Raw genomic sequence first — 17,149 nt, 5'->3', positions numbered from 1 at the left:
GTGAGGGTCCCATGGATACGACAGAGCGAATCATCAAGTGGCGCGATCTGCGGCATGTAGACGGCGCCGTCAGCGAACCGCGCAACCCGCTGCCCGCGGTGTGCGACGTATCGGTGACGAACGTTTGCAACGCCGCATGCGACTTCTGCGGGTTCTCTCGCGAGAAGAATCTGGCGGGGCCACGTCGCTATCTCGATCCCGAGGAATTCGCGCGCGCACTGCCGATCCTGCGCCGGCGCCGGATTCGTTACATGACGCTGCAAGGCGGCGAGCCGCTGGTTCATCCCCAGATCGCATCGCTGGTGGCTTCGGCCACCAGGGCCGGCATTCAGTGCGGTGTGATTACCAACGGCTGGTTTCTGCCGCGCCACATCAAGCAACTAGCGGAGGCCGGCCTCAAGCGTCTGCTGATTTCCATCGATAGCGCGGACATGCGCGAGCATGAGCGCAATCGCGGCCTGCGCGGTCTCGAGGCCCGCATCCGAGAGGGCATCACTCAGGCCCATCGCTTCGGCATCGAGGTGTGCGCATCGATTACGGTGAGCCGTCTGGTCAATTACGAATTGCTTCCCGAGACGCTCGAGCGGCTTGGCTTCGATGCGGTGGTTTTTTCCTATCCGCGGCGCGAGGCGTTTGGATCGACATCGCTCGTGTACGACGAAGACTCGAAACTCGTCGACCTGAATACCGACGAACTACTCGAAGCGTTGAGCGCGATCGCCCGCCTGAAGAAGCACTTCCGGGTGATGGACCCGAGCGCCGCGCTGGACGAGGTCGCGCGCTTCGTGCGCGGTGAGCCGCAACTGGTTCCATGTATTGGTGGCAGCAAGTACTTTTATATCGACTGGAACCTCGATGTCTGGCGTTGCGAGGCGTGGCCCGAGCCGATGGGCTCCGTGTTCGACCTCGACCGTCTGCCCGATCAACGGGAGCCCTGCAATGCCTGCATGATGGGATGCTACCGGCATGCCAGCATTCTGATGCACGGCGCGATCGCCGTGACCGATTCGGTGTACGCGCTGGGCCGGGGGCAGCTTCGCGCTGCTGTCAGCTTGTTGTTCCGGCGCAGTGTCGCGTATTCGCTGTGGGCGCTTTCGGTCGAGGAATTACCTCGAGCGTCGCTTATGTCGTTCGCAAGACGGACTGGCGGACGCCGTTTCACGCCGCAAAGTGGATAGGGCTCGCCCATTCGAACGCTGGTCCGCGTTACTCGAGCGGCCGCTGCTGTTTATCTATGGCGGCCGCGACGCTCTCGTCGACACGCCCGCGACGCTGACCCGCGCGAGCGCGCTGAATCCACGCATCCAGAGCAAGGTGTTCGCCGACGCGGGTCACGCGTCGTTCATCGAGGAACCCGATCGTTTCAATCGCGATCTGACCGAGTTCGTCAGTTCCGTGTCCGGGAAATGACGCGCGCTTTCATGAGGACGAGTCATGGCACCCGAAATCGAAAGAGTTGCTGCGGAGGACTTCTTTGCTGGCTTTGCGAGGCTCGACATCGAAACTGACGACGTCGCGTTTCGAGGCGTCATCGGCGGAACCGGATCGCCGGTGCTGCTGCTGCACGGCTATCCGCAGACCCACGTTGCATGGCGATTGATTGCTCCGACGCTCGCGAAATCTCACACCCTCGTCGTGCCCGACCTGCCGGGATACGGTGCCAGCCGGAGCCGCAACGATCAGCGGCGCTGGACCAAACGCCGTATGGCCAGTGCGCTCGTCTCGTTGATGGCGCGGCTCGGGCACGAACGATTCGCCGTAGTCGGGCACGATCGAGGCGCTCGCGCCGGATACCGGCTTGCGCTCGACCACCCTCGGCGCGTCACTGCTTATGCATCGCTGTGCGTCGTGCCCACGCTCGATGCTTTCGCGACTGTCGATCAGACCTTTGCGCTCGACGCCTGGCACTGGTTTTTTCTGGCGCAGCCCGCGGACCTTCCAGAGCGAATGCTGGCGGCCGATCCTGACGCTTTCATCGACGCCGCGCTTGCGAAGATGGCCGGAGGACTCGAGCGAATCGATCCTCGGGCGCTCGATGCCTATCGAGCCGCATTCCGGAATCCCGGCGTGCGGCACGCGATTTGCGAAGACTATCGTGCCGCTGCTTCAGAGGATCTGGAACACGACGCGAGCGACGCAGCGGCGGGCCGAAAGCTTGCCTGTCCGGTGCTGGTGCTGTGGAGCGAGAAAGAGCAGAGGGCGAGCAAGGCTTCACCCACAGACACCTGGTCCAGGTGGGCAGAAAACGTGACCGGCAGGGGCCTGCCCGGTGGCCATCTGCTGCCCGAGGATGCGCCGAACGAGGTGTTGAACTCCCTGCAAGATTTCCTGATCGATCGGCTTTAGCTGGCTGCTGGCACCGCGCTTTTGCGGCCGGACCCACCGGCTGTGCTCGTCATCGGAAGCGAGAAAACCGTCAAAGGACCGATTCGATTGCCTAAGATCAAGTTACGCGCTCCGCGAGGAATGCACCGCGGCTCGCGAGCGTCTCAATCGTCGCGCAGCCGTTTCCCGCGCGCGACTTTTCCACAAGGAGGTCACGATGAAATCAGACGACAAGGGCGACGTGCGCGCTTTCGTGCAAACGGCGGAGCAGGGTGGCGAGCATGTCTGGGTAATCACGCTGGTCGACTTCGCGGCCCGTGAGGTCAGACGCTCGCTCGTTTCGGACGAGACATATGCGACCGCCGCCGCTGCCAGAGATGCGGGGCAGGCCCATTTGAAGGGCTTGGAGCAAGACCGCTAGGCCCACTCACCGCCGCCTTGTTTTCGCCCACGGAAGTACTAACGTTGGACTATAAGTAAACCGGCGGTAACGGGGGCGCAAGAGGGCAAAGCTCATGGCCAGTACGCAAGGAAGCACCGGATCGCCGTTTGCGGCGTCCGTCGAAGCGGGCAGCTATCGCGTCACGCGACCGCAGAACGCAAGCGATGTGATCGACCTGCTGCAAAAGCGCGATATTCAGATCGTCGACCTGAAATTCACCGATCTGCCCGGCCTCTGGCAGCATTTCTCGATCACGCTCCCCGAAGTTCACGACGACCTGTTCAGCGCCGGCATCGGTTTCGACGGTTCATCGATCCGCGGCTTTCAGGAGATCCACGAATCGGACATGCTGCTGCGGCCCGACCCGGCAACCGCCTTCGTGGACCCGGCTTGCGGCACGCCGACGCTGTCGATCATTTGCGACGTGGTCGATCCAGTGCTGCGACAGCCCTATTCGCGCGATCCGCGCTACGTGGCGAAAAAGGCGGAGAACTATCTGCGCCAGACGGGCATCGCGACGACGTGTTATTTCGGGCCGGAGCTCGAATTCTTCATCTTCGACTCGATCCGCTTCGGCCAGGATCAGCACTGCGGCTATTACTACGTCGAGTCGGCCGAGGGCGACTGGACCACCGGCCGCGACGAGGGCGCCTACGGCGGCGGCAACCTCGGCTACAAGCAGCACTATAAGGAGGGCTATTTCCCGGTGCCTCCTCATGACACGCTGCAGGAGATCCGCTCGGAAATCGCGCTGACGCTGCAGCAGGCCGGCGTGCAGATCGAAGTGCATCACCATGAAGTCGCGACCGCCGGACAGAACGAGATCGACATGCGCTTTGCAACGCTGGCCCGCATGGCCGACAACGTGATGATCTACAAGTACATCTGCAAGAACGTCGCGCGTCGGCACGGCAAGGTTGCAACCTTCATGCCGAAGCCGCTGTTCGCCGACAACGCGAGCGGCATGCATTGTCACCAGAGCCTGTGGAAAGACGAGCAGAACCTCTTCTACGACGCGGGCGGCTGGGCGCTGACTTCCGACATGTGCCGCTGGTACATCGGCGGATTGCTCCAGCACGCGCCCGCGCTGATGGCCTTTTGCGCGCCGACGACCAATTCGTACAAGCGCCTCGTGCCGGGATACGAGGCGCCCGTCAATCTGGCGATGTCGCAGCGTAACCGCTCGGCCGCGGCGCGCATTCCGATGTATTCGGATTCGCCGAACGCGCGGCGCGTCGAGTTCCGCTGTCCGGACCCGTCGGCCAATGCGTACCTGGCTTTCGCGGCGATGCTGATGGCCGGCCTCGACGGCATCGAAAACAAGACCGATCCTGGCGAGCCGCTCGATCGCAACATCTATGATCTGCCGCCCGAAGAAGCGCGCAACATACGGCAGGTGCCGGGTTCCCTCGAAGCGGCGCTGGCGGCGCTCGAAACCGACAACACGTTCCTGCGCAAAGGCGATGTCTTTACCGACGACGTGATTCAGACATGGATCGACTACAAGCGCAGCCGCGAGATCGACACGATCAAATTGCGCCCGCATCCATGGGAGTTTTATTTGTACTTCGATATCTAGAAGACAGGCCTCAAACCTCAAAGCAGGATCGGCGCGCAAATCAGTAGAAATACCGCAGCCTTGCAGACAGTTTTCGTGCCATGCCCCATTCTCATAACCGTCCTTGTGCTAAGGTTTATATGACCTTTTTTGCGCGTTCGCCAGTGAAGTGCTCACGGCATGCAAGGAGAGGACGAGGCCATGGTTCGCGTGAGTATCGAAGGGCGCGAGATTCAGGCGCCTGGCAATTGCTCGATTCTGCAGGCCATGGGGCATGCGGGGCAGACTCTCGTCGAGGGTGTCGGCTGCATGTCCCAGGGCGTGTGCGGCTCGTGCCGTGTGATGGTGCGGCGTAGCGGCGAGCAGGAAGTCACAACCGCGCTCGCCTGCGAGACCCTCGTCGAAGAGGGCATGCAGGTCGCCTTCCTCGATTACTTCACCGAGTCGGAACGTCACCTATATCGAATCGAAGAGATCAGCGACAGCTGGCAGGCGCTCAGCAAGATCGCCGAGATCTTCCCCGAAGCGGCGCATTGCCGTCATTGCAGCGGCTGCGATCGCGCCTGTCCGAAGGGGCTGGATGTGCAGCGCGGCGTGAACCTGGCGGTCGAGGGCAATCTGCCCGCATCGAGCCAGGTGTTCGACGAATGCGTGATGTGCAACCTGTGCACGCTCGCATGCCCCGAGCATATCCGGCCCAACCATCTGGGTGTGTTCGTGCGCCGGTTGATCGCGTCGCTTTCGCTGCGTCCGGCCAATCTGATGCGACGGCTGCGGCAGATCGAGAGCGGCGAGCTGAAGATCGACTTCGATGCGCCTGGCGCTCAACCGCCGCGCTGAGCGGAGCGAATCGTCATGTCCGCCGGCATACCCTACGAAACCGCGCGGCAGCGCTACCGCCCCGGGATGGCGGCCCCGCTCCGCGGCGACGACGTTCCGGTCGATGAACTGCTGAAGGCTTATCACCCCGATCATGGGCCGCATGCGCGGGTCGCGCTGAGTGTCGGGGTTAATCGCGGCGAGCCGTGTCAGCCCGATCTCGCGCGGCATCTGCAGGCCAACGCGCTGATCGACGATGTCGATATCGCCGGCGCGCAGTTGATGACGACCGACGTGCTGGTAATCGGCGGCGGTGGTGGCGGCTGCGCGGCGGCGCTCACGGCGGCGAAGCAGGGCGCGCGCGTGATGCTCGCCACCAAGCTGCGTCTTGGCGACAGCAACACCGTGATGGCCGAAGGCGGAATTCAGGCGGCCATCGGCGAGGACGACAGTCCCCAACTGCACTTCGAGGACACGCTTCGCGCCGGACACTTCTGCGGCGAGCCCGAACTCGTGGCCCAGATGGTGATGGACGGTCCCGACGTGATTCGCTGGCTGATCCAGCTCGGCATGACGTTCGATCTGGAAGAGGACCAGCCGATCGGCGGCAATCTGCTGCGCAAGAAAGCCGGGGGCGCGTCGGCGGCGCGCATTCTGTCGTATCGCGACTATACGGGCCTCGAAATGATGCGCGTGCTGCGCGAGGCGGTGGACCTCGACCCGGGCATCGAGTTGTGGAACCGCTGCCCTCTGGTAGAGCTGCTGTCCGACGAGCACGGCGGCTGTGCCGGCGCGGTGATCTACAACCTTGAATGGCGTAGCTTCGTGCTGGTGCGTGCGCGCGCGGTGATCCTCGCCACCGGCGGCGCGGGGCGACTGCACCTGAATTCGTTTCCGACCTCGAACCACTACGGCGCCACCGCCGACGGCCTCGTGCTCGCCTATCGGATCGGCGCGCGCCTGCGCGAGCTCGACTCGTTCCAGTACCATCCGACCGGCATCGCCTACCCGCACCATCTGGCGGGCGGCCTGATTTCCGAGGCGGCGCGCTCCGCGGGAGCGAGACTTCTGAACGGCGCGGGCGAACGTTTCGTCGACGAACTCGAGCCGCGCGACGTGGTCGCGTCGGCGATCCTGCGCGAGTGCGCACAGAGTCGCGGGATCGAGCGCGACGGCCAGCTCGGGGTGTTCCTCGATACGCCGACACTCGAAATCGAGCACCCGGGCATTCTGGCCAAACGCCTCATCACGCTTCGCCATCTTGCAGACAAGTGCGGCATCGATGCGGCGCAGGAGCCCTTCCTCGTTTATCCCACGCTCCACTACCAGAACGGCGGCGTCGCGATCGACAAAAATGGCGCCACCAACGTCCCCGGCCTTTTCTGCGTCGGCGAGATGACGGGCGGCATCCACGGCCGCAACCGTCTGATGGGCAACGCGCTGCTCGACATTCTGAGCATCGGCCGCCGTGCCGGCGCGAAGGCCGCGCAATCGAGGGAGTGGGTGATGACGAACCGCGCCGGAATCGGTCATGTGCACGCGTGGCAGAGAGAGCTGACGCTGGCGGGACTGCCGCTTCACGTGAAGGCGCCGCAGCTCTTTCCCGCCTATGCCCATTTCGATCTGCGAGTCGATGCGGGATTGCGCGCGAGCGCGCGGGGTCGCGTGATCGGCGGCATCCGGTGACGGGAACCACGGAGCACGCGATGCAAACGCTGAATCAGTGCTTGATGAGGGACGATTTCCGTGTCGGCGCCGACCTCGATGCATGGTTCGCGCGCGGCGGCGGCGAGGGACTCGCCCAAGCGCTCGACGACCCGGAGGCGATCATCGCCGAGCTCGCCCGGGCCGACTTGCGTGGCATGGGCGGCGCTGGCTTCCCCACGCATCGAAAATGGGCGCCGGTTGCGGCCGCCCCTGACGGCGACAAGTACGTCGTTTGCAATGGCAACGAAGACGAACCGGGCACCTTCAAGGATCGCTTTCTGCTCGAACACACGCCGCATCAGGTGATCGAGGGCGCGCTGATCGCCGCGGTGGCGACGCGGGCCAACCATGTCGTCTTGTACGTGAATCCCCATCAGACGGGCTCGCTCGCCGCGACTCGCGAGGCGGTCAAGCAGTGGTCGGGGCACGCGCAATTGGCCGCTGTCGAGCGTTGGATCGGCGCACCCGTGTCGCTTGGCGTCGTGCCTAGTTCGGGGTTGTACATCGGCGGAGAGGAAACGGCGGTGGTCGCGCGCGTCGAAGGCGGCTTTCCGTTTCCTCGGCGCAAACCGCCTTTCCCGGCCGAGCAGGGCGTGCACGGCGCGCCGACCATCGTCAACAACGTCGAGACGCTGGCCCACGTGCCCGGGATTCTGCGTCACGGCGCGCAGTGGTATCGCGACCTCGGAGCGGGGAGCGCGGCCGGAACCAAGCTCTATTCTCTTTCCGGCGACGTGCTGCGTCCCGGCCTGTACGAACTGCCGATGGGCACGAGCCTTGAGACGCTGGTGTTCCAGCACGGCGGCGGCATGCTGCAGGGCAAGGAGTTCAAGGCGGTCTTCACGGGCGGCCCATCGAACACGCTGCTGGCGAAGCGCGATCTCGACGTGGCACTGGACTTCGACTCGGTGCGTCAACGCCGTTCGCGTCTGGGGACGGGCGCGATGATCGTAGTGTCGGAAGGCACCAGCATCGTGCGCAAGGTCGCGGACTACGTGAGCTTCTTCGCCCAGGGTTCGTGCGGGCAGTGCCCGCCTTGCAAGGGCGGAACGTTTCAGATGATGCGGCTTCTGAACCGGCTCGACACGGGCCGCGGCGTGCGTGCCGATCTGGATGCACTGGAGAATCTGTGCCGCGTTCTTCCCGGCAGCGGGCGTTGCGGTTTGATCGATGGCGCGGTGACGGTGGTGGAGAGTTCCATCGATCAGTTCCGCGCGGAATATGAAGCGCTGTTGATGGCGTAGCGGCAGGGCGGCGGATATTACGCTCATCAATAGCCGGTTTTGAATCGGAGATAGAGCCGCTTTTGCAGCGGCGAGCGCGGGGCCACGCTAGATCTTCGACGTCAGCAACTTGATCCCGGCAATCCCGAACATCACCGCGAGCGAGCCATCGAGCCAGCGCCGGATCGCCGTATAAACGCGCCGCGCGGATGCCGTCGAAAACAGCATCGCGTAGCTGCTGAACACCGTCGCGCCGATCACCATGCAGCCCAGCACGACCGGCATCACGTGCGCGGCGCCGTGTACCGGCGACATCGCGAGCGACACGATCGACAGCCACACGAGCACCGCTTTCGGGTTCGTCAGATGCAGCAAAAGGCCACGCAGATAGAGCCGCCCGAGCGGTTCGTCGACGCGCGCCGCGCTCGCGTCCGGCTTGCCGGCGCTCAACGCCGAGCGCGCGGACCTGAAGCCGAGCCACAGCAGATACAGCCCGCCCGCGATCCGGATCGCCACGAGGCATTCCGAGTAGGTGGCGAGCAGCGCCGACAGCCCGAGCGACGCGAGCAGCGCCCATGAGAACGAGCCCGATACCACCCCGAGCGCGAACACCAGCGCCGCGCGCCGGCCCGCGCTCATCGCGAGCGACATGATCGCGAGATTGCTCGGACCAGGACTCGCGGTACCGACGAAATAGGCGCTGTAGGCGATCAGGACATCGGCGGTGAGCACAGGGCTGGCGATCATGGCGGGCAAATGTAAGGGCGGGGTGCGTGTTCGGCAATGCGATGCAACGCACCACACGGCCGCTTGAATGAAGCAACGATTCTGCGCGCCGTCGCGCGCCGCTCACAGATACAGTTGCGCGTACATATGGCAGCACACTCGATTCGAAGCCGAATCGAACCTGCGTCGAACTCGGCGCGCCAAGCGCTCAACCGTGCGCCGCGCTCGCAATACACTCCGCCAACGCATCGGCGACAACCGGCCGGCTATGCCGCGGCCGCAGCAGGAGTCCGATCTCACGCTCGAAAGTCGCATCGCCGAGTTCGAGTGCGACGACGCTCGCCGGCCATTTGCCGAGACCGGCCGTGTTCGGAATCAGCGCGACACCCATGCCGCGCGCGACCAGTTGCACGATCGCCTGCAATTCGTCGAGTTCGACCGCATCGCGCACGCCAACGCGCGCGCGCCGCAGAAAACGATCGACGAGCCGGCCGCCGAACGACGCGCGGTCGTAGCGGATGAACGGCTCGCTGCGCAGCAGTTCGCGCCACGAGCGGCCGCCGCGCGCGAGCTTTTTCGGCGCGAGCAGCACGAACGGTTCGGCGACCAGCGTGCGCCATTCGAGCTCCGACGGCAGCGCGAACGGCGGTTTGATGATGACGGCCAGATCGAGTTCGCCCGCGTCGACTTGGCCGAGCAGCCCCAGCGACACGCCCGGCACCACGCGAATCCGCCAGCCGGGACGGTCGACGCGAAAGCGCGCGAGCGCGTCGGCCAGAAGCGCCACCTGCGCGGACGCGATCGCGCCGACCCGCAGCATGCCGCTTTCGGCGGCGGCGCCGCTGCGCTCGGAGAGCCGCGCGTAGAGCGTCATCATTTCCTCGGCGAGCGCGAGCGTTTCGCGGCCCGCCTCGTTGAGCGTCGCCGAGCGGCCGGTGCGGTCGAACAGCGGGAAGCCGAGTTCCTGCTCGAGCCGCTGCATCTGCGCGCTGACCGCCGATTGCGTGAGCCCGATGCGCGCGCCCGCACCGGAAAACGTGCCGTACTGGCTGACGGCGATGAAGGTTTTCAACTCGCTGAGCATGGTCGATCAATCGATTTTGATGATGGTCAGGTCAAATATATATCGTTTCTCAACATTTTTATTCATGGTTAGACTTTGCTTCACCTGAGCCGATTGCCGGTCGTGCCGATCGTGACAGCCGTAACTCATCCTCACACCCACCCAGCGAGTCTTACCATCATGAGCGTTGCCGAAACCGCTTTGCCGCCGTTCCATCTGGCGTTTCCTGTTCATAGCCTTGCCGCCGCGCGTGAGTTTTACGGCGAATTGCTCGGCTGCCCGGAAGGGCGCAGTTCGGACGCATGGGTCGATTTCAATTTCTACGGCCATCAGATCGTCGCGCATCTGGCGCCGGATGAAGTCGGTCACCGTCATACCAGTGCGGTGGATGGCGACGCGGTGCCGGTGCGCCACTTCGGCGCGGTGCTGTCGATGGAGCAATGGCAGGCCGCCGCGGATAAACTGCAGAAGGCCGGCGTCGAATTCATCATCGAACCGCATGTGCGCTTCAAGGGCGAGGTCGGCGAGCAGGCGACGATGTTCTTCCTCGATCCGTCGGGCAATGCGCTCGAGTTCAAGGCGTTCGCCGATATGTCGTCACTGTTCGCCAAATAAGCGTCGCTGGCGTTGACGCCGGCACACGGATAGCTGCAAATGAGAAGGCCGGTCGACCATTCAGGTTGACCGGCCTTTTTCGTTTTTCGTTGAAGGGGAATGACCGCGCGAAGCAAAAGCGACTCGTGTTGCGAATAAAACTGAAAGCATGTTTCACAATATTTCCAACGAAAGCCGTGCTGTGAATCAGCAAACGTTCCATTAACTGCGCGTAAATTTATTCAACAAACGTTTGCCTGGCGCCTAATTCGCTGCAAATCCGGCGATTGTTTTTCGCCTTCAAAAATGGCGCATTTGCTTTCAACTTGCTTCCTGACAATTTCGCCATTCTCGCGCCATGCAGGCGTTGGTGCTACCGATCTAGCATAAGCGGAGATTCAATCCCTCCCTCCACCAGCATTTTCTCTGGCCCGTTTCAATGTGGATCGTCAACGTAGCGCTTAAGCGGCCATACACGTTCATCGTGATGGCGATTCTGATCGTGCTGGCGACGCCCTTCGTGCTGTTCACCACGCCCGTCGACGTGCTGCCGGAAATCAACATTCCGGTCGTCAGCATCATCTGGACGTACACCGGGCTGTCGGCCGAGGACATGGCCACCCGCATCACGTCGGTCAACGAGCGGAGTCTGACCACGACGGTCAACGACATCGAACATATCGAATCGCAGTCGCTGCCCGGCATCGCGATCCTGAAGGTGTTTCTGCAGCCGAACGCGAACATCCAGACGGCCATCGCGCAGACGGTCGCCGTCGAGCAGGCGCAGTTGAAGCAGATGCCGCCGGGCGCCACCGCGCCGCTCGTCATCAGCTACTCGGCTTCCAGTATTCCGGTGATCCAACTCGGTCTGTCGAGTCCGAAGCTCTCGGAGCAGGACCTGAACGACACCGCGCTGAACTTCCTGCGTCCGCAACTCGTGACGATTCCGGGCGCGGCCGTGCCGTACCCGTATGGCGGCAAATCGCGGCTGATCTCGGTCGACCTCGATACGCGCGCGATGCTGGCCAAGGGCCTGACGCCGGCCGATGTGGTCAACGCGTTCAACGCGCAAAACCTGATTCTGCCCACCGGCACGGCCAAGATCGGGCCGAAGGAATACACGATCGACATGAACGGTTCGCCGCCGACGCTGGAAGGCCTCAACGATATTCCGGTGCGTACCGTCAACGGCGCGACGACCTATCTGCGTGAAGTCGCGCATGTGCGCGACGGCTACTCGCCCCAGACCAACATCGTGCGGCAGAACGGCCATCGCGGCGTGCTAATGTCGGTGCTGAAGAACGGCAACGCGTCGACGCTGTCGATCGTCGATACGTTGAAAGGCCTGTTACCGGCCGCGCGCGCCGCGCTGCCGCCGGATCTGCAGATCACCGCGCTGTTCGACCAGTCGGTGTTCGTGAAGGCGGCGGTGCAGGGCGTGGTGCGCGAGGCGCTGGTCGCGGCCGCGCTGACCGCCGCGATGATCCTGCTGTTCCTCGGCAATTGGCGCAGCACCTGCATCATCGCGATCTCGATTCCGCTGTCCATCCTGTCGTCGCTGATCGTGCTGCACGCGCTCGGGCAGACCATCAACATCATGACGCTCGGCGGCCTCGCGCTCGCGGTCGGCATCCTGGTGGACGACGCGACCGTGACGATCGAGAACATCGAGCGGCACCTGCACATGGGCACCAATCTGCACGACGCGATTCTCGACGGCGCCGGCGAAATCGCGGTGCCGGCGCTGGTGTCGACGCTGTGTATCTGTATCGTGTTCGTGCCGATGTTCTTCCTGACCGGCGTCGCGCGCTATCTGTTCGTGCCGCTCGCGGAAGCGGTGGTGTTCGCGATGCTCGCGTCGTACATCCTGTCGCGTACGCTGGTGCCGACGCTCGCGATGCTGCTGATGGGCCACGCGCACAAGCCGAAGGCGGGCGCGACGCCGGGTCTGTTCATGCGTCTGTATCACCGCTTCGACGCCGGCTTCGAGCGCATGCGCGCGGCCTACATCATGATCCTGAGCAGCCTGCTCGTACGCCGCAGGATGTTCGGCACGCTGTTCCTCGGTTTCTGCGTGCTGTCGATGGGCCTGTTCTTTGCGCTCGGCGAAGACTTCTTCCCGAGCGTCGATGCGGGCGACATCCGTCTGCACATGCGCGCGCCGACCGGCACGCGGATCGAGGAAACCGCGCGGCTCGCCGACGAGGTCGAGAAGGTGATCCGCGAAGTCGTGCCGCAGAAGGAGTTGGGCACGATTCTCGACAACCTCGGCGTGCCGTATAGCGGCATCAACCTGTCGTATAGCAATGCGGGCACGATGGGCACGCTCGACGGCGAGATCCAGATCGCGCTGAACGAAGGCCACGAGCCGTCGCAGATTTACATGGACAAGCTGCGCACGATCCTGCCGCAGCGTTTCCCGGGCGTCGAGTTCTTCTTTCAGCCCGCCGATATCGTCACGCAGATCCTGAACTTCGGCCTGCCCGCCGCGGTGGACGTGCAGATTGCCGGCGCGAATCAGCAGGGCAACCTCGATGTCGCGCGCAAGCTGCTAAAGCAGGTGCGCCTGATTCCCGGCACCGTCGACACGCATATCCAGCAAAAGCTCGACGAACCGGTACTCGGTCTGAACATGGACCGTACCCGCCTGCAACAACTGAACCTGACCGCGAACGACGTCGCGCAGAACGTGCTCGTTTCGCTATCGGGCAGCTCGCAGACGTCGCCGGGCTTCTGGGTCAACAACAGGAACGGCGTCGAATACAGGGTCCAGGTGCAAACGCCGCAGTACCAGGTGTCGTCGATCGACGAGCTGCTGCGCACCCCGGTGTCGGCCACGATGAACGGGCCGACGCAACTGCTCGGCAACCTCGTGCAGGTGTCGCCGAAGAGCCAGTTCGCGGAAGTCACGCATTACAACATCCGGCCGGTGATCGATCTCTTTGTGAGCGTTGAAAAGCGCGATCTGGGCAGCGTGGCGAATCAGGTCGACAGGATCGTCAACGAGGTGCGCGGTACGCTGCCGCGCGGCAGCACGATCACCGTGCGCGGCCAGGTAAAAACCATGCGCAGTTCGTTCTTTGGGCTCGGCATCGGCGTCGCGATGGCGATCGTGCTCGTTTATCTGCTGATCGTCGTGAACTTCCAGTCGTGGGTCGATCCGCTGATCATCGTCAGCGCGTTGCCGGCGGCGCTCGCGGGCATCATGTGGATGCTGTTCCTGACCGGCACCCACTTGAGCGTGCCGGCGCTGACCGGCGCGATCATGACGATGGGCGTCGCGACCGCGAACAGTATTCTGATGGTCGCGTTCGCGCGCCAGCGGCTCTCGGCCGGCGCGCCGCCGCTCACGGCCGCGCTCGAAGCCGGCGCGAGCCGGATCCGTCCGGTGTTGATGACCGCGTTCGCGATGATCATCGGCATGATTCCGATGGCGCTCGGTCTCGGCGAGGGCGCCGAGCAGAATGCGCCGCTCGGCCGCGCGGTGATCGGCGGCTTGCTGTTCGCGACCGTATCGACGCTGTTTTTCGTGCCGCTCGTGTTCGCGGGCATTCACTCGTGGCTCACGCGCCGTCATCGCAACGGCGGCGGCGACAACGGAGGCGATGGCGGCGGCAACGGCAGCAATGGCGGTGGAACAGGCGGTGATGGCGGTCGAAGCAGCGGCCGTAGCGACAGCCCCGCGCCGGAACCCAGCAGTGCGGCGACGCCCGCGTAAAAGTTAAACGATGGTTGACTGAGATGACCGAAAAAACTCATGCATCGCTAGCGATCCCCACGCGGGAAACCGAACAGGGGGAACACCTGCTGCCGCCGCGCCAACGCGAATGGAAGCGCGCGAAGATCGCGATCCTGATCGTGTTCGTGCTGCTCGCAATCGGCACGCTGCGCACGGTGATCGCGAACGTGATGCAAAACCGCGAAGTCACGGCGACCGCGCAGCAGAACGCCACGCAGTACGTGAACGTCGTCACGCCACAGCAGACCGACGGCGGCGGCAACACGCTGCTGCCGGGCACGTTGCGCGGCTATGTCGAATCGCCGATCTATGCGCGCGCGACCGGCTATCTGCTGCACCGGTACGTCGATATCGGCGCCCGCGTGAAGCAGGGGCAATTGCTCGCCGAGCTCGATACGCCGGAAATCGACCAGGAACTCGCGCAGGCGCTGGCGCAGCGTCAGCAGATCAATTCGAGCCTCGCGCTCGCGAAGAGCTCGCTGGAGCGCTGGCAGCAGCTTCGTCAGCGCGATGCGGTGTCGCAACAGGAACTCGACGAACGGCAAAGCACCTACACGCAGGACCTCGCGAATCTGGCCGCTGCCGATGCGAACGTCAAGCGTCTGCAGCAGCTCGAATCGTTCAAGCGGATCGTCGCGCCGTTTGCCGGCGTGGTCACGCAGCGCAACGTCGACGTCGGCGATCTGATCGACGCAGGCAGCGGCACGAGCCGGGCCCTGTTTGCGCTTGCGCAGTCGGACCCGTTGCGCGTCTATGTGCAGTTGCCGCAGGCCTACGCGCAGAACGTCGCGGTCGGGCAGAAGGTCGTGGTCACGCAGGCCGAGCTGCCGGGCCAGCAGTTCAACGGCACGATCACGCATATGTCCGGCGCGATCGACGTGCCCACGCGTTCGTTGCAGATCGAAGTGACGCTGCCGAATCCCGACGCCAGGCTGCGCCCCGGCGCCTACGTGCAGGTCGAGGTGCCGGCCGCCGCGCACGAGCGCCTGACGGTGCCGGGCAACGCATTGCTGTTTCGCGCGGAGGGTCCGCGCCTCGCGGTCGTCGATGCGAAGGGCAACGTGAGCCTGCACAAGGTCGTGATCGCGGTGGACCTCGGACAGCAGCTCGAAATCGAAAGCGGTATCTCGCCGACCGATCGCATCATCATCAATCCGAGCGACTCGATTGCCGACGGCGATCACGTTCAGGTGCAGCCGCTGCCGAAGAACGGCAAGGAGGCGTCTTGATGTTCGCGGCTTCCCGCCGGGCGCGCCCACGCTGCACCGCGTTCACCGCGCTGGGCGCTTGCGCCGGCGCGGCCTTGCTCGCCGCCTGCACGGTGGGTCCCGACTATCGGCGTCCGCAAGCCGAGGTGCCCCCCGAATGGCACACCGATTCGTTCTGGCGCGTCGCCGCGCCGTCGCATGCGCCGATTGCGCCGGACTGGTGGACGGGCTTCGCCGACCCGACGCTCGCGACGCTCGAAACCCAGGCGCTCGCGCAGAACCAGACGCTCGCCGCGGCGAGCGCGCACTATGAGCAGGCCAAGGCGACACTCGCGAACACCAGCGCGCAGCGCGTGCCGGAAGTCAATTTCTCGGCCCAGGCCTCGCGCTTTCGCATTTCGCACGACCGGCCGCTGACCAACTACGCGACGCCGACTCAATCGACGGTACAGAACAACATCCAGCTCGGACCGACGCTCAGCTACGACACCGATCTGTTCGGCCGCATCCGTCGTGAGGTGGAGGGCGCGCAGGCATCGGCTGAACAGTCGGCGGACGACCTCGCGAACGCGCGCCTCGTGCTGAGCACCGACCTCGCCACCGACTACTTCTCGCTGCGCGAGCTCGACAACGAGATCGACGTGCTGAACCAGTCGGTGAAGCTGCAGCAGAAGGCGCTCGATTACGTGAACACCGAGCACGATCTCGGTTCAGTATCGGGCCTCGACGTGCTGCAGCAGAAATCGCAACTCGATGCGACGCGCGTGCAGGCGCAACTGCTGCTCAATCAGCGCGCGCAATTCGAGCATGCGATCGCCGCGCTGGTCGGGGTGCCGGCGCCGCAGTTCGCGATCGAGCCGAAGGTGCTCGACATCAAGCCGCCGACGGTGCCGCTCGGCGTGCCGAGCGACGTGCTGCAGCGGCGGCCCGACGTCGCATCGGCGGAACGCGCGATGGCGGCCGCCAACGCGCAGATCGGCGTGGCCAAGGCCGCGTTCTTCCCGAGCCTGACGCTGACGCCGGGCATCGGCTGGGAGAGCACCGAGTTCGCCAACCTGCTGAGCGCGCCCACGCTGATGTGGACGCTCGGCGCGGCGGTCGGCCAGGTGATCTTCGACGGCGGGCGGCGCGCGGCCAACGTCAAGTTCGCCAGCGAGGGCTACAGGGCGACCGAGGCGAATTATCGGCAGACGGTGCTAAGCGCGTTCCAGCAGGTGCAGGACGGCATCACCGGACTGTCGGTGCTCGATGGCGCGGCGAAGCAGTCGCGCGAGGCGGTCGAGGATGCGCAGCGGCTGCTGTCGCTCGCGAACGATCGTTATTCGGGCGGGCTCGTCGCGTATCTGAACGTGATCGACGCGCAGGAGTCGCTGCTGACGAGCGAGCGCACGGATGTGCAGATTCATGGGCAGCAGTTGACGCTGTCGGTGGCGCTGGTGAAGGCGCTCGGCGGCGGTTGGGATGGCGGCGCGCAAGGCAGTGCGTTGGCCGCGAATGACGCACATACGAGCAACGCTGCGGCGATGCCGCAGCAAGCGCCTGCCGGCGGCGCGCAGCAGAAAGACACGCCGGCTCCTGCGCGCTGAATCGAGGGCGTTCGTATAATGCAAGGTTGACAGCCACGACATGGCCGACCGCCACAAGTGGCATGGGGCAGGAGTAAGCGCTAAAGCGCTAACTCCTGCCGACCGCCGCAAGCGGCATGGGACCGGAGTAAGCGCTAAAGCGCTAACTCCGGCCGACAG

General features: G+C 64.4%; 14 protein-coding genes. 12 read left to right on the top strand and 2 right to left on the bottom strand.

The features are described from left to right. Positions 1–11 precede the first annotated feature (11 nt). The 8 genes from AB3X86_RS16200 to AB3X86_RS16165 all read left to right on the top strand — a co-directional run bounded on the left by AB3X86_RS16200 (position 12) and on the right by AB3X86_RS16165 (position 8,095). Positions 12–1,178: a radical SAM protein gene (locus AB3X86_RS16200; RefSeq protein ID WP_368596731.1), complete on the top strand. Its 1,167-nt coding sequence runs from the start codon at positions 12–14 to the stop codon at positions 1,176–1,178. After that, entirely contained in the window at positions 1,069–1,410 is a 342-nt protein-coding gene (locus AB3X86_RS16195; RefSeq protein ID WP_368596730.1) for an alpha/beta fold hydrolase, read from the top strand. Before AB3X86_RS16200 ends, AB3X86_RS16195 begins: the two co-directional genes overlap by 110 nt. A gap of 24 nt (positions 1,411–1,434) precedes the next feature. Continuing rightward, complete coding sequence (locus AB3X86_RS16190; RefSeq protein ID WP_368596729.1) at positions 1,435–2,346, top strand: alpha/beta fold hydrolase; 912 nt, start codon at positions 1,435–1,437, stop codon at positions 2,344–2,346. A gap of 196 nt (positions 2,347–2,542) precedes the next feature. Then, positions 2,543–2,746, top strand: coding sequence for a hypothetical protein (locus tag AB3X86_RS16185; RefSeq protein WP_013091358.1), 204 nt, complete (start codon positions 2,543–2,545; stop codon positions 2,744–2,746). A 94-nt stretch (positions 2,747–2,840) separates the two neighbouring features. Beyond that, a complete protein-coding gene (glnA, locus tag AB3X86_RS16180; protein ID WP_368596728.1) occupies positions 2,841–4,346 on the top strand; it encodes a type I glutamate--ammonia ligase in 1,506 nt (501 codons plus the stop codon). 180 nt (positions 4,347–4,526) lie between these two features. Continuing rightward, positions 4,527–5,165 carry a 2Fe-2S iron-sulfur cluster-binding protein gene (locus AB3X86_RS16175; protein WP_368596727.1) on the top strand — a complete coding sequence of 213 codons (639 nt, stop codon included), beginning with the start codon at positions 4,527–4,529 and terminating at the stop codon, positions 5,163–5,165. Between the two features lie 15 nt (positions 5,166–5,180). After that, positions 5,181–6,830: an FAD-binding protein gene (locus AB3X86_RS16170; protein WP_368596726.1), complete on the top strand. Its 1,650-nt coding sequence runs from the start codon at positions 5,181–5,183 to the stop codon at positions 6,828–6,830. Positions 6,831–6,850: 20 nt separating this feature from the next. Beyond that, positions 6,851–8,095: an NADH-quinone oxidoreductase subunit F gene (locus tag AB3X86_RS16165; protein ID WP_368596725.1), complete on the top strand. Its 1,245-nt coding sequence runs from the start codon at positions 6,851–6,853 to the stop codon at positions 8,093–8,095. Positions 8,096–8,182: 87 nt separating this feature from the next. On the opposite strand, the gene AB3X86_RS16160 is transcribed toward AB3X86_RS16165, so the two are convergent. Both AB3X86_RS16160 and AB3X86_RS16155 read right to left on the bottom strand, forming a co-directional pair. After that, positions 8,183–8,821, bottom strand: a complete 639-nt coding sequence (locus AB3X86_RS16160; RefSeq protein WP_368596724.1) for a LysE family translocator — start codon at positions 8,819–8,821, stop codon at positions 8,183–8,185. 187 nt (positions 8,822–9,008) lie between these two features. After that, a complete protein-coding gene (locus tag AB3X86_RS16155) occupies positions 9,009–9,884 on the bottom strand; it encodes a LysR family transcriptional regulator (RefSeq protein WP_368596723.1) in 876 nt (291 codons plus the stop codon). A 159-nt stretch (positions 9,885–10,043) separates the two neighbouring features. Between AB3X86_RS16155 and AB3X86_RS16150 the strand changes: the two genes are divergently transcribed. The 4 genes from AB3X86_RS16150 to AB3X86_RS16135 all read left to right on the top strand — a co-directional run bounded on the left by AB3X86_RS16150 (position 10,044) and on the right by AB3X86_RS16135 (position 16,990). After that, on the top strand, positions 10,044–10,478 hold the full coding sequence (locus AB3X86_RS16150) for a VOC family protein (RefSeq protein ID WP_176107805.1): 435 nt from the start codon (positions 10,044–10,046) through the stop codon (positions 10,476–10,478). A gap of 418 nt (positions 10,479–10,896) precedes the next feature. After that, complete coding sequence (locus tag AB3X86_RS16145) at positions 10,897–14,175, top strand: efflux RND transporter permease subunit (protein WP_368596722.1); 3,279 nt, start codon at positions 10,897–10,899, stop codon at positions 14,173–14,175. A 23-nt stretch (positions 14,176–14,198) separates the two neighbouring features. Continuing rightward, positions 14,199–15,425 (top strand): efflux RND transporter periplasmic adaptor subunit, encoded by a 1,227-nt coding sequence (locus AB3X86_RS16140; RefSeq protein WP_368596721.1) that lies wholly within the window; start codon positions 14,199–14,201, stop codon positions 15,423–15,425. Beyond that, entirely contained in the window at positions 15,425–16,990 is a 1,566-nt protein-coding gene (locus AB3X86_RS16135; RefSeq protein ID WP_368596720.1) for an efflux transporter outer membrane subunit, read from the top strand. Before AB3X86_RS16140 ends, AB3X86_RS16135 begins: the two co-directional genes overlap by 1 nt. Positions 16,991–17,149: the final 159 nt, after the last annotated feature.

Origin of the sequence: Paraburkholderia sp. BR14374, assembly GCF_040948685.1 — a bacterium.
Lineage (GTDB): Bacteria > Pseudomonadota > Gammaproteobacteria > Burkholderiales > Burkholderiaceae > Paraburkholderia > Paraburkholderia youngii.
Note: the sequence above shows the minus strand (reverse complement) of the source record. Positions and strands in the feature narration are given on the sequence as shown.